The organism is Acinetobacter sp. CY17 (assembly GCF_059515825.1).
In genome coordinates, this window is record NZ_JCAKMX010000019.1 from 47,185 (window position 1) to 67,923 (window position 20,739).

Annotated in this window: 18 protein-coding genes, 1 pseudogene and 1 riboswitch; of the genes and pseudogenes, 9 read left to right on the top strand and 10 right to left on the bottom strand. The window is 39.4% G+C overall.

From position 1 onward, the window contains the following. Positions 1-7 precede the first annotated feature (7 nt). The 4 genes and pseudogenes from AC5YCI_RS12770 to AC5YCI_RS12785 form a co-directional block, all read right to left on the bottom strand. Entirely contained in the window at positions 8-2,167 is a 2,160-nt protein-coding gene (locus tag AC5YCI_RS12770; protein WP_496175610.1) for a malate synthase G, read from the bottom strand. Positions 2,168-2,248: 81 nt separating this feature from the next. Continuing rightward, positions 2,249-2,371 carry a hypothetical protein gene (locus tag AC5YCI_RS12775; protein ID WP_496129493.1) on the bottom strand — a complete coding sequence of 41 codons (123 nt, stop codon included), beginning with the start codon at positions 2,369-2,371 and terminating at the stop codon, positions 2,249-2,251. A gap of 24 nt (positions 2,372-2,395) precedes the next feature. Further along, the gene (locus AC5YCI_RS12780) at positions 2,396-3,622 is read right to left on the bottom strand and encodes a D-amino acid dehydrogenase (protein WP_496129494.1); all 1,227 of its coding nucleotides are present in this window, start codon (positions 3,620-3,622) and stop codon (positions 2,396-2,398) included. Between the two features lie 105 nt (positions 3,623-3,727). After that, positions 3,728-3,814, bottom strand: a riboswitch (glycine riboswitch). 268 nt (positions 3,815-4,082) lie between these two features. Next, a pseudogene (locus tag AC5YCI_RS12785) lies at positions 4,083-4,307 on the bottom strand (amino acid transporter); the annotation flags it as partial. Positions 4,308-4,622: 315 nt separating this feature from the next. Between AC5YCI_RS12785 and AC5YCI_RS12790 the strand changes: the two are divergent. Continuing rightward, positions 4,623-5,735 (top strand): zinc-dependent alcohol dehydrogenase family protein, encoded by a 1,113-nt coding sequence (locus AC5YCI_RS12790; RefSeq protein WP_496175611.1) that lies wholly within the window; start codon positions 4,623-4,625, stop codon positions 5,733-5,735. 392 nt (positions 5,736-6,127) lie between these two features. Beyond that, positions 6,128-7,333: a zinc metallochaperone GTPase ZigA gene (zigA, locus tag AC5YCI_RS12795; RefSeq protein WP_496175612.1), complete on the top strand. Its 1,206-nt coding sequence runs from the start codon at positions 6,128-6,130 to the stop codon at positions 7,331-7,333. Positions 7,334-7,384: 51 nt separating this feature from the next. Here the strand turns inward: zigA and AC5YCI_RS12800 are convergent, their stop codons facing one another. Next, on the bottom strand, positions 7,385-8,080 hold the full coding sequence (locus tag AC5YCI_RS12800) for a DUF1826 domain-containing protein (protein WP_496129497.1): 696 nt from the start codon (positions 8,078-8,080) through the stop codon (positions 7,385-7,387). A gap of 369 nt (positions 8,081-8,449) precedes the next feature. Here AC5YCI_RS12800 and AC5YCI_RS12805 point away from each other — a divergent pair, with 369 nt between their 5' ends. Next, positions 8,450-9,388, top strand: a complete 939-nt coding sequence (locus AC5YCI_RS12805; RefSeq protein ID WP_496175613.1) for a serine hydrolase — start codon at positions 8,450-8,452, stop codon at positions 9,386-9,388. Between the two features lie 229 nt (positions 9,389-9,617). On the opposite strand, the gene AC5YCI_RS12810 is transcribed toward AC5YCI_RS12805, so the two are convergent. Together AC5YCI_RS12810 and AC5YCI_RS12815 are read right to left on the bottom strand one after the other, a co-directional pair. Next, entirely contained in the window at positions 9,618-9,854 is a 237-nt protein-coding gene (locus AC5YCI_RS12810) for a VF530 family protein (RefSeq protein WP_496129537.1), read from the bottom strand. 279 nt (positions 9,855-10,133) lie between these two features. Beyond that, the gene (locus tag AC5YCI_RS12815; RefSeq protein ID WP_496175614.1) at positions 10,134-10,991 is read right to left on the bottom strand and encodes an IS982 family transposase; all 858 of its coding nucleotides are present in this window, start codon (positions 10,989-10,991) and stop codon (positions 10,134-10,136) included. 178 nt (positions 10,992-11,169) lie between these two features. Between AC5YCI_RS12815 and AC5YCI_RS12820 the strand changes: the two genes are divergently transcribed. Together AC5YCI_RS12820 and AC5YCI_RS12825 are read left to right on the top strand one after the other, a co-directional pair. Beyond that, positions 11,170-11,992 (top strand): IS5 family transposase gene (locus AC5YCI_RS12820; protein ID WP_496175615.1). Its coding sequence is split into 2 segments (ribosomal slippage): positions 11,170-11,550 and positions 11,552-11,992, totalling 822 coding nucleotides; the frame shifts between segments, so codons are not numbered across the junction. Positions 11,993-12,080: 88 nt separating this feature from the next. Next, positions 12,081-14,924 carry a UvrD-helicase domain-containing protein gene (locus tag AC5YCI_RS12825; RefSeq protein WP_496175616.1) on the top strand — a complete coding sequence of 948 codons (2,844 nt, stop codon included), beginning with the start codon at positions 12,081-12,083 and terminating at the stop codon, positions 14,922-14,924. A 142-nt stretch (positions 14,925-15,066) separates the two neighbouring features. Here AC5YCI_RS12825 and AC5YCI_RS12830 read toward each other — a convergent pair whose 3' ends face one another. The 3 genes from AC5YCI_RS12830 to AC5YCI_RS12840 form a co-directional block, all read right to left on the bottom strand. Then, positions 15,067-16,002 (bottom strand): tetratricopeptide repeat protein, encoded by a 936-nt coding sequence (locus AC5YCI_RS12830; RefSeq protein WP_496175617.1) that lies wholly within the window; start codon positions 16,000-16,002, stop codon positions 15,067-15,069. Positions 16,003-16,103: 101 nt separating this feature from the next. After that, a complete protein-coding gene (locus AC5YCI_RS12835) occupies positions 16,104-17,129 on the bottom strand; it encodes an HNH endonuclease family protein (protein ID WP_496175618.1) in 1,026 nt (341 codons plus the stop codon). Between the two features lie 102 nt (positions 17,130-17,231). Further along, on the bottom strand, positions 17,232-17,810 hold the full coding sequence (locus tag AC5YCI_RS12840; protein WP_496175619.1) for a class I SAM-dependent methyltransferase: 579 nt from the start codon (positions 17,808-17,810) through the stop codon (positions 17,232-17,234). Between the two features lie 1,383 nt (positions 17,811-19,193). Between AC5YCI_RS12840 and AC5YCI_RS12845 the strand changes: the two genes are divergently transcribed. From AC5YCI_RS12845 to AC5YCI_RS12860, 4 genes are all read left to right on the top strand, one after another. Then, complete coding sequence (locus AC5YCI_RS12845) at positions 19,194-19,586, top strand: IS630 family transposase (protein ID WP_496175620.1); 393 nt, start codon at positions 19,194-19,196, stop codon at positions 19,584-19,586. Positions 19,587-19,668: 82 nt separating this feature from the next. After that, positions 19,669-20,052, top strand: a complete 384-nt coding sequence (tnpA, locus tag AC5YCI_RS12850) for an IS66-like element accessory protein TnpA (RefSeq protein ID WP_218999213.1) — start codon at positions 19,669-19,671, stop codon at positions 20,050-20,052. Beyond that, complete coding sequence (tnpB, locus tag AC5YCI_RS12855) at positions 20,049-20,384, top strand: IS66 family insertion sequence element accessory protein TnpB (protein WP_164709242.1); 336 nt, start codon at positions 20,049-20,051, stop codon at positions 20,382-20,384. The genes tnpA and tnpB overlap by 4 nt, the downstream gene beginning before the upstream one ends. Positions 20,385-20,458: 74 nt before the next feature. Beyond that, positions 20,459-20,739 (top strand): IS66 family transposase (locus AC5YCI_RS12860; RefSeq protein ID WP_496175161.1); only part of this gene is annotated, 281 nt, incomplete at its 3' end.

The window sequence follows — 20,739 nt, forward strand, 5'->3', positions numbered from 1 at the left end:
CTAAACCTTACGCGTGTTTTTTCACTTTTAAACGTGCTTCATGTAAAAGTGGCTCGGTGTAACCAGAAGGTTGCAATTGACCTTTAAAAATTAGATCCGACGCTGCCTGAAATGCGATGCTGTGTTCAAAATCATCTGACATCGCACGATACTCAGGATCATCGGCATTTTGTTGATCAACAATTTTCGCCATCCGTTGTAAAGCTGCTGTAACTTCGGCTTGTGTAACTACGCCGTGACAGAGCCAATTGGCAAGATGCTGTGATGAAATACGTAAAGTGGCACGATCCTCCATCAAACCAACATCATCAATATCAGGTACTTTCGAGCATCCAACACCTAAATCCACCCAACGCACTACATAACCTAGAATCCCTTGGCAGTTGTTTTCAATTTCACGGCGTTTTTCTTCAGCACTCCAATTATAATCTAGGGCCAGTGCAGGGCTAAGTAAGTCATCTAAGCTAAGCATAGGCTCATATTTGAGTTGTTGCTGGCGTTGGCTTACATTCACTTGATGATAATGTAGCGCATGCAACACAGCACCTGTTGGTGAGGGCACCCAAGCACAACTTGCACCAGCGTGTGGATGTTCAGCTTTAGAGTCATACATGGCTTTAAGCAAATCGGTTTTGGCCCACATGCCTTTACCAATTTGGGCTTTACCTTGTAGACCTACTTGTAAGCCAATCATGACATTGCGATTTTCATAGGCATCAAACCATGCTTGGTTTTTAATTTGTGCTTTAGGTAAAAATGCACCTGCATGCATGAGAGTATGAATTTCATCCCCAGTACGGTCCATAAAACCAGTATTGATAAAAATCACGCGATCTTTGGCTTCAGCAATACAATTTTTTAAGTTAACCGAGGTGCGACGCTCTTCATCCATAATACCAATTTTCAGTGTTTTTGCAGGAAGATTGAGTGCTTGTTCAACCCGACCAAACAACGCCACCGTAAAGGCCACTTCTTCTGGGCCGTGCATTTTGGGCTTCACAATATACATCGAACCCGTACGCGAGTTGGTGAAAGGGTTTTCACCACGTAGATCCGTTAAACTGAGTAAAGGTGTAATCAATGCATCCATAATGCCTTCAAAGATTTCCTCACCGTTAATTAAAATCGCGGGATTGGTCATCAGGTGTCCAACATTACGTAGCAGCATCAATGAACGTCCTTTTAATACGTGCTGAGTGCCGGATAAATCTTGATAGCTATGATCTTGATTGAGCTGGCGTGTAATGGTTTTACCATTTTTTTCCAGTGTCTCTTGTAAAGTACCGCGCATGAGACCCAACCAGTTACGGTAAGCTTCAACTTTATCCTCAGCATCTACCGCAGACACAGAATCTTCTAAATCCTGAATGGTAGTGACAGCTGCTTCAACTAAAATATCTTTAATACCAGCTAGGTCTTGCTGACCAATAGGATGTTGGTCATCAAATTGAACGATGATATGTAAGCCATTATTCTTGAAAATAATTTCAGATGGTGCATTTGAGTCACCGTTTAATCCTACACATTGACTTGGATCTTTTAAGCCTGTGGTTGTGCCATCTTGTAAGGTTATCGATAGGGCGCCATTTTGGATTGACCATTGTGTAGCTTGATGATAACTCGCATTTTGTAGTGGGAAGGTCTGATCTAAGAAATCTTTGGCAAAAGCAATGACCTTTTCACCACGTAGCGGATTATAGCGTGCAGTTTTTTCACAGCCATCCGTTTCTGCAATCATGTCTGTGCCATAGAGTGCATCATAAAGTGACCCCCAACGTGCATTGGCGGCATTTAAGCTATAACGCGCGTTACGTACAGGAACAACCAGCTGTGGACCGGCAAGCGTAGCGATCTCTTCATCTACATTGGTGGTCGTGACTTGGAAGTCCTCAACCTCTGGCAGTAAATAGCCAATGTCTGTTAAGAAAGCTTTATAAGCATTTAATTCGAAAGTATTGTTGCGATGCCATGTATCAATTTGACTTTGTAGCGCATCGCGTTTGGCCAACAGATCTTTATTCTTTTGGGTAAATTCCAGGGCAATTGTTTCAAAATTTTGCCAATAGGTTTGACTGTCAATCCCAGTGCCGATTAAAGCTTCGTTTTCAATAAAGTCGTAAAGTTCTTTGGCAATCGCTAAGTGACCGTGTTCAGTAAATAATTTCATGTTGTCTATCCTATTTTTTATACACACGACGATCTAAATCGCTGCGCCGTGAGTGATATATTTTTTTGCAGTAGGCAGGTCTTAGATGGATTGCATACTTAAAGCAACCAGTACCGTGATCAGTTGTAAGACACAGACGAGGGCAAATAACTGCCAACCGCGTTTTTTATTTTTTTGCCGTAATTCAGAGACAAAATTTGACATGATTTTAGCCTCCGTAGATACGGATTAAGCAGCAGCCAATACAGTTTGAATTTCATGGCGTATCAAAACTGCTGTGGCAGCAGATAGGGTAAACCCCAGATGGCCATGGCCTGTATTATAAAAGACCCGTGATTGGCAACTGCGTTGTACACGTGGCATCATGTCCGGCATCATTGGACGTAAGCCCGCCCATGAGATCACATTATCTGTGGCAATATCGAAGTTCTTATTGACCCAATCGACCAAAGGCTGAATACGGTCATGGCGGATATCCTTGTTATAGCCATTAAACTCTGCCGTCCCAGCAACACGGAAGCGATCTTTACCTAAACGAGAGGTCACAATCTTGGCACTTTCATCTAATAGACTCACCCAAGGCGCATTGTTAACACTCTGTTCATCTTGTAAATTGACCGTAATCGAGTAGCCTTTGACTGGATAAATATGAATTTTGTCGCCCAGTTGTTCGCCTAAATGGTAACTATTGACACCACCACAAATCACCACACCATCAAATGTCTGTTGCTGTTGGGCATCTTGTTGGCTGTAGAGAATATCAACCCGATCAAGATGCGGGCTAATATTTAACACATTGGCTCCTAAACAGAACTTCACCCCATATTTTTCACATGCTGCGGCTAGGCCGCGGGTAAATTTATGAATATCACCCGTCGCATCATCTGGTGTATAAAAACCAGCGTAATATTGACCGGTTAAGGTGGGCTCAATGGCCTTAATTTCATCAGGTGTGACTGCATGGCGCTCTAAGCCACCTTTTTGCAGCAACTGATTGACTTTTTTAGCCACCTCAAATTCATATTGATTATGATAAAAATGCAAAATCCCTTTTTTTTCTAAATTAAAATCAAAGCCTTCTTCATCAGCAATGCGAAACATATGCTGACGCGCCTCTAAGGCAAGGCGTACTGTGGCAATGGTATTGTTTTCATAATGTTTAATGTTATTTAAAAATGACACTAACCATGTGTATTTATGCAGATTAAAAGAAGGATTGAGCAGCAATGGCGCGTCTTTTTGCGACATCCACTTTAAGCCTTTGGCGATGGTGGATTTCTGATTCCACACCTCTGCATTACAGGCAGACAATTGACCGCCGTTGGCAAAGGAAGTTTCCATTGCGGGGTAGAGGTTTTTTTCAAAAACAGTGACATCAAAGCCTTGCTTGACAAGTTCATATGCAGTGGTCACACCCGTGATCCCTGCACCAATAATAGCAATATGATGGGTCATATCGTCCTCACTAATTTAGGTGATATCCCATCTGTCCTTGGACCTGAGAGTTTCGGGATTGCCCCTTCCTCCTTCGGTGTGCTGATGCACTCTCCAGATTTTTTATTATGCGTTACAGTCCTTTTGCCTGAGAGTTTCCGGGATGTTGCACCTTCGGCGAATCATTGAAGATTTCTCTCCTGTAACGATTTTTTATTATGCAATTACGATGCCATCCTTGATTTTAAGTTCCAGAATAAAATAATCGTAATTGAAGCATTGTGCAGCCGTTATTCCTTGTGTGACCGCACTGAAAACAACAGTAGCAAAAATTAATTGCACCATAATGATACATCGTGTTGTTCATCTGTTAAAAAAGGTGAATCATTGATTCACCTCGTTGCATAGATCAAAACACTAGACTGACTTATGTCAAGCTTTAGCTTGAGCAGGTCGGTAAAAGCCAAAATAACCAATGCTTTGGCATTTTAAATTTAGATGCTTGATGCAAGTGAGGTTGCGTTTTGTAATAGCGTAAATAACAACACATAATCAATGCCCAAATACTAATAAATAAAATCACGCATAAAGCACTGGCAAGCGTAAATAGCTCCATAGTATTGGGCACAAAATATTGTAAAGCTGCTTTTGATAACTGTCCAAATCGAGCAGGTGCTAAACGATATTGTGATAAACCAAAAAGCATGAATGGTCAGTGATGGCGATATCACACCCAGCTTTGATGGCCTTACAATACATAAAAGCATTTTATTAGCAGCAGGGCATAGCACATCTCCTATCACTAGAAAAATATACCCCATCTGTCTTATAAACCTGAGATCTTTAGCACCCACTACGTGCTTTATTCCTTCGGTGAATCAAATTAGTTTGATTGCTCTCTTATCATCATGGTTTATGATACATAAGCATATGCCAAGAAGATAAATAACTAGGATGAGCTGCTTGTTGTTATCGTTTTCTACACTACAGTCAAATCTTCAAGCACTCATCTGCTGCTAGAATGTCAAATCCTTGTCAGCTTACAATAGCTTTCATTCAAGATCAGGCGATATCTAGCCATCAGCGTTATGACAAGAAAAATATTACCCATCAAGAGATAAGTTTTATGCAAGCGATTATTGTTCAACATCCTGCAGGTTTTGATCAGCTACAAGCCGTTGCGTTACCTGAAATTTCTGCACCAAACAACGGCGAAATCCAAGTGAGAATTCATGCCAATTCATTAAATTTCCATGATTTGGTGGTTGCACGTGGCGACTTCCCGACTGAAGATGGACGTATTTTAATGTCTGACGGTGCAGGGGTGGTTACAGCCGTTGGTGCGGACGTGACTGAATTTGCAGTGGGGGATCATGTGGTGTCCTGCTTCTTTCCGACTTGGCAAAGCGGCCCTGCCACTTTGTCCGATTTTAAAACTGTACCCGGTGATGGGATAGATGGTTATGCACGTAACATGGTCAATGCACCTGCAACTGCATTTACGCATGCCCCTAAAAATTATAGCCATGAAGAGGCAGCCACCTTAACCACCGCAGGCTTAACGGCTTGGCGCGCTTTGGTTGTGGATGGTCAACTTCAAGCGGGTGATACAGTATTGATCTTAGGTACAGGTGGTGTGTCAATTTTTGCCTTACAAATGGCAAAATCTTTGGGGGCTAAAGTTATTGCAACTACGTCGTCTGAAGAAAAAGCTGAAAAATTACGTGCGCTTGGCGCAGATCATGTGATTAATTATCGTGAAATTCCAAATTGGGGCGATCAAGTTTTAGCACTCACCCAAGGCCAAGGCGCTGATATTGTAGTTGAAGTAGGTGGGCCTGGCACTTTAGCGCAATCTATTCGTGCCTGTAAAATTGGCGGTCATATTGCTTTAATTGGCATTTTAACAGGCTATGCGGGTGAGATTCCAACGGTTGAATTAATGGCGAAACAACTGAGCTTAAAAGGTTTAATTGTCGGCAGCCGTACCCATCAACAAGACATGATTCAGGCGCTAGAAAGCTTTGAATGGAAACCTGTCATCGACTGTGTATTTAATCTTGAAGATTTGGCGAAAGCCTTCCGTTACCAAGAATCTGGTCAGCATTTTGGCAAAATCTGTATTCGCCACTAATACCTCTATGATCTATCTCTTCGTAGAGATAGATCATTTTTCAGTGAGTATATGAAAGGACAAAATAAAATCATTGATTCAACCATGATCTATATTGATTCTTTTAGTAGCTTCCAGATGTTGTCAAAGAAACATACATGGTAGACATCAGCCGTGTTATTCCCCAATTTCTTTTAGCCCCAAGCAAGAAGATCGTGATGTTCATGCTGTGATTTAAGTTTTGCAAGACAGTAAGCCTATAACATGCTATACAGACTGAATCAGTGTTTCATACGACGATTGTCTTGAAAACTTGGATAATTTGTCTATAAATCAAACAAAGTACGCTTTTATTTTGATATGTTATAACATAACATTATTAAACTTTTTTGGGTTAAGAGATCTGAACCAATATGCCTCATCATCCACTGCCTGTGACTGTGTTATCTGGCTTTTTAGGTGCCGGTAAAACCACCTTACTCAATCACATTTTAAACAACAGAGAAGGGCGTAAAATCGCAGTGATTGTCAATGATCTGTCGGAGGTCAATATTGATGCCGCTTTGGTGCGTCAAGGGGGAGCTAGCCTTTCCCGGACTGATGAGACATTGGTTGAGATGAGCAACGGTTGCATTTGTTGCACCTTACGCGAAGATTTGCTGGTGGAAATTAAACGCTTGGCACAAGAACAGCGTTTTGATCAATTGGTGATTGAGTCTACAGGAATTTCAGAACCCTTACCGGTGGCAGAAACCTTTAGCTTTGCCGATGAAGATGGACACAGCTTAAGTGACTTTGCCCGTTTAGACACGATGGTGACCGTAATTGATGCCTTTAACTTCCTTAAAGACTATCGGTCTTATGACAGTTTATCTACACGTGGAGAATCTTTGGGTGAAGAGGATGATCGCAATGTTGTAGATTTATTGATTGATCAAATTGAATTTTTTAATATCATGATTTTAAATAAGATTGATTTGATTGATGATAACCAGCGTCAAGAACTTTTCGCAATCTTAAACGCTTTAAATCCAGCAGCAAAAATTGAAGTTTCCAGTTTTGGGCAAGTGCCTTTAGCGCGTATTTTAGATACTCAACTGTTTGATTTTGATCAAGCCGCGCAAGCACCGGGTTGGCTGAGCACATTACGTGGTGAACAGTTGCCCGAGACACAAGAATATGGCATTCATAGTTTTGTATACCGCGCACGTCGACCTTTTCATCCAGAACGTTTTTATCAATTGATTCAAGAAGACTGGCCAGGCGTGATTCGTTCCAAAGGTTTCTTTTGGTTAGCCGCGTGTCCTGAATTTGCAGGCAGCTGGTCACAAGCTGGCTCAATTGCCAGACATAGTGTTGCAGGCTATTGGTGGACTGCGTTAGCCTCCGACCAATGGCCTGAGGACGAACTAAGTCTTAAAGCCATTCAACAAGACTGGCATCCAGAAACAGGCAATGCACGACAAGAAATTGTCATAATTGGCATACGAATGAATCAAGCACAGCTCGTCGCCAAATTAGATCAGTGTCTCCTCAGTAATGAAGAGATGGCCTTAGGGCAAGATGCATGGAAAACGTGGCCTAATCCTTTTGGAGATTGGTCTGAGTTGGTGGTCTAATCCATCATGGATGAGATTAAAAAACCGCAGTAGCGCGGTTTTTTATCGACCTTAACAAATCAAAAGCAACCGATAACGACCGTCTTCTATAGGAGCACGGTGTACACAAGGTAAAACTTGCTGCTGTGGATGATCTACAGCAAGACGCCAGAGATGACCTACACCTAAGTTGACGGGCTGTGCATGTGCTTGAGGTTGATAATGTAAATCAAAAAAATACTCCGTTAAAAACGCATCGAAACCTGCCGCCGGGCCATCATAAAGTGCGCTTAGTTGTTCACGGATTTCTGGAATTAAGATTTTTTGTTGCACTTGATCAGTGGGCAATAGCTCACTCGCAGCTCCAAAATAGGTACATAAAAAGGTATCGGTTGCCACGGGTGAACGATCAACATGGTAGGAATATACATCCGTCGCAATAAAATCAAATTCATCATCACGCGCATAGCATCGAATTAAATTCAGACTCGGCTGTGCACCGTACCGACTCAGCAATTGCATGTCCTCAATAATCACATCACGCGCGATCGCACCTTGTGATGTCAGCTCAAGTTCTTGTAAATCTTCAATGTAAACTTCGGTTATATCATCATCTAAGGCGAGCTTATTAACAATTTCTTGAAAATCGCCGTGTAATTGTCTTGACCAACACAGGGCGTTAGTTTGCCCTTGAAATGGGGTCTGAGTCAGCTCAGAAAATGTAGAAACAAGCTGAATATTGGGAGAATTGCAAATAGAAGATGACATAATAGGGATGAATAGGTACTCGTAAGACATTATATACTTAAGCTGATGTTGCTCAATCATATGATGTTTAAAATTGGACTTAGACCGTGGCTCATTTTGCAATGACTGAAATAAAGATGATCAGTCGCCATATGAGCATGAGGTTGGTCATCAATTGCTGCTTCTATAACTTTAAAAACTTATGACCAGCGCTCTCATAATGTTGGCTAAGTGAGCTCGAAAATTTCAAATACACAATAAATCAAAGAGACCTACTTTAAAGCAAAATACTTGCAAAACTCACCACTAATTTGTACCAAAAAAGAGTTTAAAAGCATGCTATTTTAAAGAAAATTACAACAAGCTAAGCAGAAAATGGAGGCTATCAAAGTGCTTAAGACCACACATCATTCGGAAGACTCTCAAGGAGACCAGTATCTTGATCTAGGTTACTTACGTCGTATTGATTTAAAATCTAGTCAGTCTGCGGGTGCTATAATTGTAGATAAAGATGGAGTGTTCTCCAAAGACCTTCTTTTATATCTATATAAAAAAAATCATATTGCTTTGCCAGCCTCTTTAACAAAAGTAATGACGACAATCGTGCTCTTAGATTTAGGGATCGATTTGCAGACTAAAGTTACCAAGACACAGGAAGACTCGTCTAAAGGGAATGGACCTAAACTGAATGAGGGTGAATCTCTTACACTTGAAGATGCTTTACATAATTTAATGCTTAGCTCGTCGAATGTAACAGCTAATATGATTGCAAGAATTTATGGTGGAAAAGCTTTAACAAAGGCAGGAATTACAACATTTAGCACTACCGAGGCCCATACGAAATGGGTGGAGATGTTGAATACCAAAGCCCAAGCCATTGGAATGAGTAGTACTATATTTTCATCTTCATCTGGGTTAGATGTAGACAGCTCAGCAGCAGCCAAAACCAACGTCCTCGACATGTTAAAGATGTTTTGCTACGCCACGCGTTACGATGTTTTGATGGAAGTCTGGTCAAAGCCAAAATACACCATGTCTATAATAACAACTCAGGGGACAATACGTAGTGTGGAGCTCACCTCCAGTGTCGTGCCATTAAGAGAAGGCGATCAAGATATATTAGGAGGTAAAACAGGTACATTGAAACGATATGGCTACAATCTTGGCGAGATTGCTGTGCTGCCTGATGGGCGTTATGTTGCAATCGTATGTTTGGGAGCCACATCAGACGCAGACCGGACATCCGATATACGTAGTATAGTTTCAAGAATACGCCGCAGGTATTCACGTAATGCTAAAGCACGCAGCTTGAAAATTCATGATCTATAGTAGTTAAATCTTGAATAGCAAGGCTAGATAGCTCACTCAAGAGCTTAAATAAGGCTTTTACACCTGACAAATGATCCGCTTTTCTTGTAAAGACTTAACACAAACGGATTTATTTTTGAAAAGATAATCAATTTTGCCAGATATACACAAGATGACTGGCTTTTGATTTTGTATGCCAACTCACTTATTAACTCAGTCATCTAGTATGCTAAGGCTCAGATGTGGATAACTAAGATTTCTGTTTGGCTTTTTGACGTAGTACATACAAATATAGGCTTTCTACTTTTTCACGTGCCCATGGTGTGGTACGCAAAAATCGTAATGATGATTTAACACTTGGATCTATACAAAAACATCGAATTTCAATTTTACGACTTAAGCCTTCAAAACCACCGTAGTAATCTAATAATTCATCCAAGATGTCAGCAAGCTTTTTGCCGTGTAAAGGGTCATTAGGAGTGTTCATCATGGAGCAACTATATGTAGGGAGCCCATTAGTATAACCTGAACATATTTAAAAATGAGAGCATCACAACGTAAATGATGCATAACATACGTCAAATCAAGCTTTATAAATAATGTTAGGTATTTACGGTCTAAAGCCACAGTTGATTAAATTTTTCCTTGCCGAATAAATAAATCATGCTAACACTGTAGCGTGGTAATGATGCCATGATGTTCATATTATAAAAGAACAAGAAAGGGCTTCTTTTTAGATAAACCCGAATCATTGATAAGCCTAGTTTCACATCGTTGTAAATTGAGGCTTGTTCTGATGGCAGATTTGATATGCGCATAAGGATGCATAAATTCCAGCGAAATAACCTGAAATGGAACGATGGCGACTGCTGACCAAGTTGTATTGTTGCTTCAATAAGCTAAAGATCGTCTCTATTTTATTGCGTTGTCTCAGCATGATTTCATCCTCTGGTGATAATTCCACTCTTCGCATGTTCTTGCGATGATAGGTAATTAATTCAATATCTTGTGTACCTAGTTTATCTTTTACAGTTTCACTGATGTAGCCACGATCACCGAAGATCTTACCCATGTAGCCTTGAGCGAGCTTCGGCAGAAGCTTTATATCTGAAGTATGGCCATTCGAGAGTTGGGTCCGAATAAATTGACCCTGAGCATCCACCAATACATGCAATTTGCATCCATAGAACCAACCCATTGAGCTTTTACCTCGTGTGGCAATTTGTTTTAAAGATTTATGACGTTGAATACGCTGATTTTTACATACGGGTAGAGTTGTAGAGTCAACCCAAGCACACGTTGTTTGAGCATTGGAAGCTAAAGAAATATGTAATGCTTGAAGTGCGAGTTGATGTTGATTGATCAAATACACGATCCGCTGATAGGACGGCAAGCCTTTAAAAAGCTTGGAGTAAAAGCGCTTTATCATTCCATAAAAGGCTTTGAAATGATGAAGTTGAGAGTTTTTATACCAAACTGCGATAAAGATAATTTCAGATAAGCATAGAACACCTGATCGCTGTCTGACTTTATGATTTTCTTGTTTTAGATACTGCCAATAGACCACTTCATTTTTTTGAAAAAAATCATCAATTGTGCAGAATAAAGTTGTAAACTCGAACATAAGATGGCTGGTTAATAAAAGTGTGTGGTAACTCTCTTATCAACTCAGTCATCTTTTTTTCAACTGAATTTCTTATCCATGATTCGGGTTAGATAAACACTATTTAACTTATGTTCACCTATAATATAGTTCACAATAGACCTCTTGCGAAAGTAAAAATCACCTCCATATAAATTTCATGAGATATCAGAAATTAAACCGTTTTTCAGATTCTGAATTCAAACGCTTAGTTGGCGTACCTCGACAAGTTTTTACTGAAATGGTAGAGGTTCTAGAAATAGCAGAATCACTCAAAAAGAAATCAGGTCGACCTCATACTTTAGATATAGAGGATCAGTTGTTATTAACTCTCAATTACTTACGCAACTACAGCACTCAACTGGAATTAGCGGCAAATTACCATATCGCTGAAAGTAATGTGAATCGAACCATTAAAAAGGTTGAAGATGCATTGATGAAATCAAGACGTTTTACCCTGCCAAAACGAAGTATAACCACAGCAGAAGAACACTTTAACTGGGTCATTATTGATGCGACAGAATGTTCAATCGAACGCCCGAAAAAAAAATCAGAGTAAGTTCTACAGTGGTAAAAAGAAGAAACATACGCTAAAAGCCCAAGTGATCTATCATCCGAAGAGTAAACAAATCATAGGGCTAGATATATCGAATGGCGGTCAGCATGACATTAAACTGGCAAGAGAAACGGTTAAGAAATTTAAGCATTGTAAATATGTTGTGACCGATTTAGGGTACTACGGATTAGAGCAACATGGCTTTAAATTATTGATGCCCATAAAGAAAAAGAAGAATTTCCCGTTATTTAGTGTTGAGAAAAAGTACAATAAACTGATTGGAAAAATACGAGTTGTGATCGAACACATCAATAGTCAATTGAAAACATTTAGAATATTAAGTGAACGCTATCGAAATAGACGGAAAAGATTCGGTTTACGTATTAACTTAATTGCTGCACTGGTAAACCGAATAAACTTGCAATAACCACTTTCGCAAGAGGTCTTGTGCTTGTTTATTTTTTTAATAGCTATACTTTACCCGTAGATTTACAAAAACGCGATTAGGGACAATTATGCCTCAGTTTTATATTCAACCTAAATTTTTAGGTCAATTTTTTAGCAATATAAGAAACCTTCAACTCGAAGACGATAGACTAAAAATTGAATATAAGAATGGGCAAATTAAAGAAATTGTATACCAAGATATTGAGACATACCCTCAAGCTCAAAAATCCATTTTAAACTCTAAACTATCCCTCACGGCGCAAAAAAATCGCTTAGACCTCACTTGGCTGCCAGCCAATTGTATGGATAATCTTGTATCCTATCTAAATCAGGCCGTTTCTCAATACTTAGATTTACACATTCAACAATCATTTGCTTTGGTTCAACATTTAATTGTGAATCAGTATTTAAGAGAAAGTGATTTAGACACCTTAAAACAGCATGTTGATCCTGTATGTCAAAAGTTTTTAACTCAAGTAGATACTGCTAAACAACATTTACCACCAGACAGCCTAGAAAAAATTCAACACATACTTGAATTCTATCCGATTACTGAAAAAGCTGCATATGCACGCGCTTGCTTTGAAAAAAAAGCATTAAACAATAAAAAAGAGTTTTTTGACAAAGTTGAAAGCAACCCTTTAACCGAACAACAGCGTTTAGCTGTTATTCGTAATGATGACTATAATTTGGTGCTTGCAGCTGCGGGCACTGGCAAAACTTCGGTCATGGTGGCTAAAGCCCTAGATTTAATTGAATCTAAGCTTGCTGAGCCGGAAGAAATTTTAATTTTGGCGTATAACAGTAAAGCAGCTCAGGAACTCAACCAACGACTGGAGAAACGGATCATTGGTACGGGTATAAAACTGCATAAAAAACCTAAGATTCTCACCTTCCACGCTTTAGGCTCAACGATTTTAAAGCAGTGTGAGCATTCTGTAGCCATTTCACCGCTCGCTGAAGATGAACACAAGTTAAATGTGTGGGTCTCTGAATGGATGAAACATTATTTACTGCATACGCCAAGCAACCTGTTCACATTTTTAGAGCTCAGCTATGAGCCTGTAAATGTATTTAATTTTAAAAGCAAAGCGGAATATGATGCCTATGTCCGTGACAATGAATATCGCACGCTACAAGGAGAACGTGTCCGTGGCTACCAAGAATTGCTTATCGCTAACTGGTTGTTCATCCATAATGTAGCTTATGAATATGAGCCTAAATATGTCACTAAACGTCGCATTGAACTCGGCTTTGACTATAAGCCTGATTTTTACCTCACAGAAGCTGATATTTATTTAGAGCATTTTGGTATTGATCGGCAAGGCAATACGCGTGCTGATATTGATCGTGTGCAATATAACCAAGACATTAAAAGCAAAAGAAAATTACATGCCGAAATGGGTACAACGCTCATCGAGACCTATCATTACGACTGGCTCGAAAATAACTTAGAAAATAGATTAGCTGAACTACTTGATCAAAACCAAATTCGATATATTAAGAAATCCGAACAAGAGATCATGACTGCCCTAGAAACTACAGGGGTTTTAATGAATAATGTTAGACGTTATGTAAAATGCTTACAGGCAATTCGTACCGAACGTTTAAATGAGGCTGGCATTTTAGAAAGATTACAACAACATAAAATCTCTTATGCAAAAAATTACGCGAACTTGTTGAATCAACTTCATCAAGACTATGTACAAAAACTAGCGCGTGAAGGTCGTATTGACTTTGATAGTATGATTGTCGATGCTACAGACCTGATTACATCTAGACGCTTTATTCCCTCATGGAAATACATTTTAGTCGATGAATTTCAAGATATTTCTACCGCACGTATGGATTTGATTAAAGCACTCATTCAAGAAGGACCTAGACCAAGCTTGACCGTAGTGGGTGATGACTGGCAATCTATTTACCGTTTTAATGGGGGAAAACTAGAATTAACCACTCGTTTCCAAGACATTATGGGTTCACACGCCCTGTCTAAGCTTGAAAAAACCTATCGTTATAATAATAGTATTGCAGACACGGCAGGAAAGTTTGTCATGCAAAATCCTGAGCAATACATTAAAAATATTTCTACGCATACCCAAACACAACAGTCAGCAGTTCATTTACTCGAAGCATCAAATGATTTAGAGCAAAAAGTACTACAGATCATTCAAGACCTTCAAACCAAGGATGCAAATGCCAGTATTGCAGTCATGGCACGTTATAAAAAACATCGGGAGGCAGCCAAACAATATTTAAAACAACATGGAATCGATATAAATCGTATCAACTTTTGGACTTTCCATAGCTCTAAAGGGCTAGAAGCAGATCATTGTATTCTACTTGGCTTTTCTCAAGGTCGACTCGGCTTCCCAAGCCAAAATAAAGAAGAAGGTATCGTAGAGGCATTATTGCCAGTATTAGATCAGTATCCAAATTCAGAAGAAAGACGTTTATTTTACGTAGCGCTCACACGTGCCAAAAAGCAAGTTTTCCTGCTCGCAGACCCATTAGCTCCATCTGATTTTATTACAGAGCTGCTTGGCTCCCAATATCAAATTAATATCACCTCAGATGCCTTTCTTAGCCATCATCGCAAACAGTTTAAATGCCCTTTGTGTAGTCATGGTTACTTAAGAAAGCTCGAGTCTAGCCATGGTATATATTACAAATGTACCTCAGGTGAGATATGCATCGCTAAACCACGTATTTGTAAAGAATGTGAATCCCCATCGATTGAAACTATAGAACACGGTAAACCAGTCAGTCGATGTAACAACCCTCATTGTAATAAAACCATGAAACTTTGTCCTAAGTGTGGTCGTGGTCTACGCTACATCTCTCAGCAAAAAACTTGGATTTGTAGTGGCCATGATGCAGTTACAGACCCATGTAGAGATAAAGCTGCTTAACTTAATATTTCTAGCGCAATTGGATAGTGAATATATCCCTCGATATACCACTATCCATGTATATTACTTCACACGCTTTAACAGAGAATACTTATCAAGGCGAGTTAAAATCACACTTGAATCTAATCCATTAATTTCAATATTAATATCCCACTGCCCTGTCATGCTGATAAACATTCTGTCCTCCTAAGTTCAAACAGAAATTATTACCACTATGTGCCCACATGCTCTGGAAACAATAAGATTGATTTGGCTTTATCTTTTCTTTTAGAAATTTTTCCGCATATTCTTCTTCAATTTCATTATTTTTAGCATCATATTGAACGATTTTGTCATATTCATTCAGATGTGTTCTATCTGTATCGAGGGTAATGCCACACTCTCCCTCATCACAAGAGTCTTTCAATTTTGTTAAAATATAAGCATCATAGCTTTGATTGTTCGCATAAAGTTTAGCAGCGATTTCAACAACATTGTTTGGCTTATAAATCACGTTAATCTTACATGGACCTTTTACATATTCTTCCATATCTTCTACTGTTCTACCTTGTTGCGCTGCATATTCACGATCGCCCAAAGATTGTATGTAAAAATCTTGATAAGAACACATACCATTATAGATCGCAGTATTTTTGACTTGCGTAATTTTAAGTTTTTGTGATTCTTGGGTAGTTTTTTCATTGCTGTTAAGCAAGGCTAATGCTGGTTCGTATCCCTTGTTGGCTGAAGTTTGAATGAGTTGATTGCCCAGCGTAACATTTTTTTGAAGGCCATCACCCATAAGCATCATGTTACCAAGCGTAAACATTGCGGGGGCATGATTTTTTTGAGCAGCTTTAAACAGCCACTCAGTAGCTTTTTGAGAATCTCGTTTTACAAGTTTACCCTCATAGTAAGCCATACCCAAATCATATTCATTTTTAGCAAAACCCAAAAGTGTGGCTTTAGCTTGCAAACTCAATAAAGCACTTTGTAAGTGTTCTATATTTCCTTTAGCATCCTTTACAACAATCGCAGCTTGTGCTGTTGAACACATCACTCCGGCGATTAAAGCAAATGCTATATTTTGAATCTTCATAACTAAATGATCATCACGATGTTAAAAATTTAACGCCTATACTAATATTGAAACTTAATGATTAAAATTAGACATTTAAATTAGAGACTGATCCATTCATTCTATTGAGATAGGTAAAGCGTTTGAATTTTTGGTCGCCAACCATGACTCGCCTGATACGTGTGGGTCACACACTTGTAGGCCTCATATAAAAAAGCACGGCGTTTTTCAGGTTTGATCCCTGTCTGACAAATTAAAGTCTCACGTAATGGATGATGACTTTGAATTAAATATTCATTGCGTGTATGCAATTTTTCTAAAAAATCATGGTGGGGTAGATGATCGAATTTCCCCGCTGGACCGCGATTACATTCAACACAAGCCAGCACAAGATTTGCTACCCCATTAATCGGTTTAGTTGCATCACATTGCCTTAAACGATGTGGGAAGAAATGATCCACTTCTGCTCGATCTATATCGGAACTCTCCAAGCTAATCGAACAGCCACAATAAAAACAAGTTCCTCGATGATAACCATTTAAAGCTGATTTCGCTTTTGTGACACTGACACGGCGTAATTGATTATTGGCAATTAGAACTTCTTGATCATATTCAATTTGCACTAAATGCTTAGGTAAATTCATCTCCCAAGCTGTTTCGACCAGACGCCATCTTGCCTCTGTTTCCTCCAATAGATCATCAACCTGACTTTGTTCACGTAAGCGGTAAAACTCATCCGTTAAGATAATGCCTTGATGCGTTTTTCGCGCATCTTCAAAAAAGCGTTTTGGCAATTCATCATTATGTACGTTATGAAATGCATCAATCACATTAACAAAACCTAGCTGCACCGTCTTTTCAATCAGCTTTTTTTGTTCTATTTGACCTGAATTATACTGACGACAATAATCTAGAAATTTACTGCTTGCTGAAGTGGCTTGTTTATCGACTTGCTTCAAATGCTCACACAAATGATAACTAAAAGGGACCGCCAACTCTTCTAATCGAATAATAGTTTGCTGTTGATGGCTTACTTCATGGAGTGCCTTTGCCAAAGCAAATTTATATGACGCGACATTACGACCAAATAAAATGACCGCTCGCCAATAACTCTCAAGGGTTGGATCTTCATGATAAAACTGAGACATTTATATAATCTTCTAATAAACAAGTTTGTTACTTCATAAATATCAATGTAGCATGACCAAAAAATTCGGTCTTATTGATTCATTGAGTCTACATCATTATTTTTAAATTATTTTTTGAACCAATAAATTAAGCCATCGCTCGTTTCTATCTGGTCGTTGGTCTTCAGTGATCCACTGATTCAGCAATTTAAGTTGTCTATTATTCTTTAAGTGTACTGCCGTTTGCTCTTCATTAAGGTCTGTAAATTTTCGTCCAGCTTGTTCTCGATCAGAATCTCCATATTTAAAGGATAGATACATTACACCATGTGATTTTAAGGCATTCGTCATTTTTTGTAGTACATCATCTAAACGATGACGTTCACAGTGTAATAATGAGGCGCATGCCCAAATTCCGTCATACTGCTCAATATCATTTAAATCATAGAAACTTCTTTGTTGCACCTTTAAGCCAGTCAGTTGAGTGGCTTTTTTAACGAGTTCAGCAGACAGATCAATTGCTGTAACGGTATACCCCAATTTTTTAAATGCTAGACTATCCCGCCCTGAGCCACAGCCTAAATCGAGTATATGTCCTTGCTTGGGTAAATACTGTAAAAACGGAACATATAAAGCATCCATCTTGACTTGATAAGTCGTATTGAAAAATACTTCTGCGTTTTCATCATAATACTGAGTCATGATACCCTTTGGTCATTTTTTATAAAGTTCCCTCTAATCCTATCTCAATCAAGAAATACATGCTTGTATAAAGAGACAAGACAATCTAGATATTGACCAGTCAGCCTATATCAAGGGAACTATATATTTTAGGATGGTTTTATGTTGCTATAGACATTTGAACTGAAGAAAGAGTATTTATAATATCTTTGGCGATTCATACCGTTGTTCTTGCTCAGGTTTCATCCTCTACTCCGTAAGCCAATCTAGAAGCAGTGTTCTGCCTGTAAAAACTGCAGCTCCAACTAATAGTGCTCCTACTATTGCTAGAATTGCAGCTGCCATGAATCCCATGGTTGTATAGCTAGACCACATCCTTTAGCTACAATATTTTTAAATATCAATACCTTATTTATTTTAAAGTGTAGCCTAAAACTTCAATCTAGCTATACCTGCTGCCACACTTGTCGTGGCTACACCGCATACAGTGCCAGCGCATTCGTAGCAATCTGTAATCGGTTCGCCCTCCAAGCGCACCTGTCACAGCAAGTGGTACAGCACTCAACACTTGATGCTGTACCAACCATGCCCCATGAATGTGCTTGATCTAATGCATCTTTGTATGCTGGTAATACACCTTTTAGAAGATTCTGTTTAGTAACATAATCATCTGCACTATTGTATTCAGCCCAATTTTCACCGCCTTCTGCTTACAGCTTTTCTAAGGCCTGTCGCTCTGCTGTTTGCTTTTGTTTTTCAATTTCAGCTTGTTTGTTTTGGCTATAAGTACGTATTGCAGCAACAATCGTCATATCGTATCAAATACAATCTTTTGTTTGTCTAAGATGGCTTTGTAAGTCAGGAAGTTCATCTACTTGTTGATTAGTAGTGTTGGTGTCGCTACGGATACATAATACTTCTGAAGCTTGCGATGCCATTGCACGACTTTATAGCTAAGAACCTAATATGAGCTACAATACAAAAAATACTAGAATTTAAGATCATGCCAAAAACATATTCTGTAGATCTGCGTGAGAAAGTCATGCAGTTTTATAAAGAGTCTCAGCATAAGTCGAAGACTTGTGAGCTTTTTCATATCGCTCGAACGACTCTAGACGATTGGATCTTACTCGAACAGCAGACCGGTCAACTTAAACAACCTAAATCTCCAAACGCAGGACGTCCCTCAAAGATTCTGGATCTCTGAGCTTTTGAGCATTTTATAAAAAATACACCCTTTACTCAGGCTAAAGATTTGGTCCCATTATTTGAACAACATTTCGGTTATTCAGTTGGGTATCATGTCATTTTAAAAGCTCTGAATAAGATGGGCTGGACGCGTAAAAAAAGAGTTTCCTTTACAGACAAGCCTGTAAATTAAGTCGTGCTGTATTTGAATGGTGTTTGCCTCAATGGAAAGCACAATATGGTGAGGATCACATTCTTTATATCGATGAATCAGGCATCAATACCAATGAAACCGCAGAATATGGCTGGTCTCCTCAGGGACAACGCTGTCATGCGTTCAGGTCAGGTGGGCATGGTACGAGACTCAGCATGATCAGTGCTGTCAGATCAAATGCTCCATTGAAGTTTATTCAACCTTTAGTGTTTCAAGGCTCATGTGATCGGAATATTTTTGTCTGTTGGTTGGAATATTTGTTGAAAAGCTTACAGCACAAGAGCATTCAAGCTAAGCGTTATTTGGTCATCCTCGATAATGCATCGATACATAAAGGTAAAGTGATCGATGATTTGGCAGCACAATATCAGGCTAGAATTGTTTATCTACCGTAAGCGTCCGCTGAACACACCTTATGAATTCATCCTATAAGCCTTAATTTAGTCCCCACTTAAAAACAAGTGGGGACTAAAATTTATGACTACAAATCACCAGACATCCATCGCATCTCTTGCGAAAAAACGAAGAACATACAGTGCTGAATTTAAACAGCAGATCGTTCAGGCTTGTAAAGCACCGGACGTTTCAATTGCTTCGGTCGCTTTGCAACATGGATTGAATACAAATCTTGTATCCAAATGGATTCGCTTAATTGATGCTAAGCCAGGGAGTGATCGCTCACCACTACCGAATAAACCTGCATTTATTGCCTTATCTTGCTCTGCACCATTAGATCCTACTCCTACTGACATGTTAAAGGTTCAAATTACTTTACCCCACTCAAAAGCAGAAATTGGCTTGAAATGGCAAGTATCAGAAATATCTGCTTTAGCAGAATTACTCAAGGCACTGGCAACATGATCCGCATTGATGAAATCTGGCTTTCTACCCAACCTCTGGATATGCGAGCAGGGATGGATACTGTCATGGCTCAGGTGGTGAGAGCCTTTGGCTACATTAAACCGCATTGTGCTTACCTGTTCTGTAATAAACGTGGCCATCGTATGAAAGTGCTGGTACATGATGGACTGGGCATCTGGCTGTGTGCCAGGCGGCTGGAACAGGGAAAATTCCACTGGGCTCAAGTTCACCAAGGTGAAACCGTGGCCCTCAACCCGGAACAGTTACAGGCATTAATCCAGGGTTTGCCCTGGCAGCGCATTGGACGACAGCAAGTGGTCACAATGCTCTAAACCAAGCTCGGTTATTCTGCTATTCTCCAAACGTTCTATTTCCTCTGCGTCATGACCTCAGGCATACTGCGATCATGAATACGCTGCCTGACTTAAGCCAACTGACCCATGAACAACTGCTGGAATTTACCCAGCAGTTGGCAATGCAGCATCAGTCTCTGGCACAATCAAATCAAGAATTAGAAAAATCAAACCAGCAATTGGATGCCAAAGTTCAGCATCTTTCTATTCTCAATCAAAAATACGAGCATGAACTGGCGCTGTTTAAAAAGCATAAATTCGGCAGTAAAAACGAACATCTCACCGCAAAACAAATCCATCTATGGGACGAAGCGGTCGAAGAAGATATCGCAGC

Bases quoted from the DNA above. Each gene is read 5' to 3' on its own strand.
- AC5YCI_RS12790 (WP_496175611.1), top strand. From the start codon at position 4,623: ATGTCAAATCCTTGTCAGCTTACAATAGCTTTCATTCAAGATCAGGCG.
- tnpB (WP_164709242.1), top strand. From the start codon at position 20,049: ATGATCCGCATTGATGAAATCTGGCTTTCTACCCAACCTCTGGATATG.
- tnpA (WP_218999213.1), top strand. From the start codon at position 19,669: ATGACTACAAATCACCAGACATCCATCGCATCTCTTGCGAAAAAACGA.
- AC5YCI_RS12830 (WP_496175617.1), bottom strand. From the start codon at position 16,002: ATGAAGATTCAAAATATAGCATTTGCTTTAATCGCCGGAGTGATGTGT.
- AC5YCI_RS12775 (WP_496129493.1), bottom strand. From the start codon at position 2,371: ATGTCAAATTTTGTCTCTGAATTACGGCAAAAAAATAAAAAACGCGGT.
- AC5YCI_RS12770 (WP_496175610.1), bottom strand. From the start codon at position 2,167: ATGAAATTATTTACTGAACACGGTCACTTAGCGATTGCCAAAGAACTT.
- AC5YCI_RS12780 (WP_496129494.1), bottom strand. From the start codon at position 3,622: ATGACCCATCATATTGCTATTATTGGTGCAGGGATCACGGGTGTGACC.
- AC5YCI_RS12840 (WP_496175619.1), bottom strand. From the start codon at position 17,810: ATGACTCAGTATTATGATGAAAACGCAGAAGTATTTTTCAATACGACT.
- AC5YCI_RS12810 (WP_496129537.1), bottom strand. From the start codon at position 9,854: ATGAACACTCCTAATGACCCTTTACACGGCAAAAAGCTTGCTGACATC.
- AC5YCI_RS12815 (WP_496175614.1), bottom strand. From the start codon at position 10,991: ATGTTCGAGTTTACAACTTTATTCTGCACAATTGATGATTTTTTTCAA.
- AC5YCI_RS12800 (WP_496129497.1), bottom strand. From the start codon at position 8,080: ATGTCATCTTCTATTTGCAATTCTCCCAATATTCAGCTTGTTTCTACA.
- zigA (WP_496175612.1), top strand. From the start codon at position 6,128: ATGCCTCATCATCCACTGCCTGTGACTGTGTTATCTGGCTTTTTAGGT.
- AC5YCI_RS12825 (WP_496175616.1), top strand. From the start codon at position 12,081: ATGCCTCAGTTTTATATTCAACCTAAATTTTTAGGTCAATTTTTTAGC.
- AC5YCI_RS12835 (WP_496175618.1), bottom strand. From the start codon at position 17,129: ATGTCTCAGTTTTATCATGAAGATCCAACCCTTGAGAGTTATTGGCGA.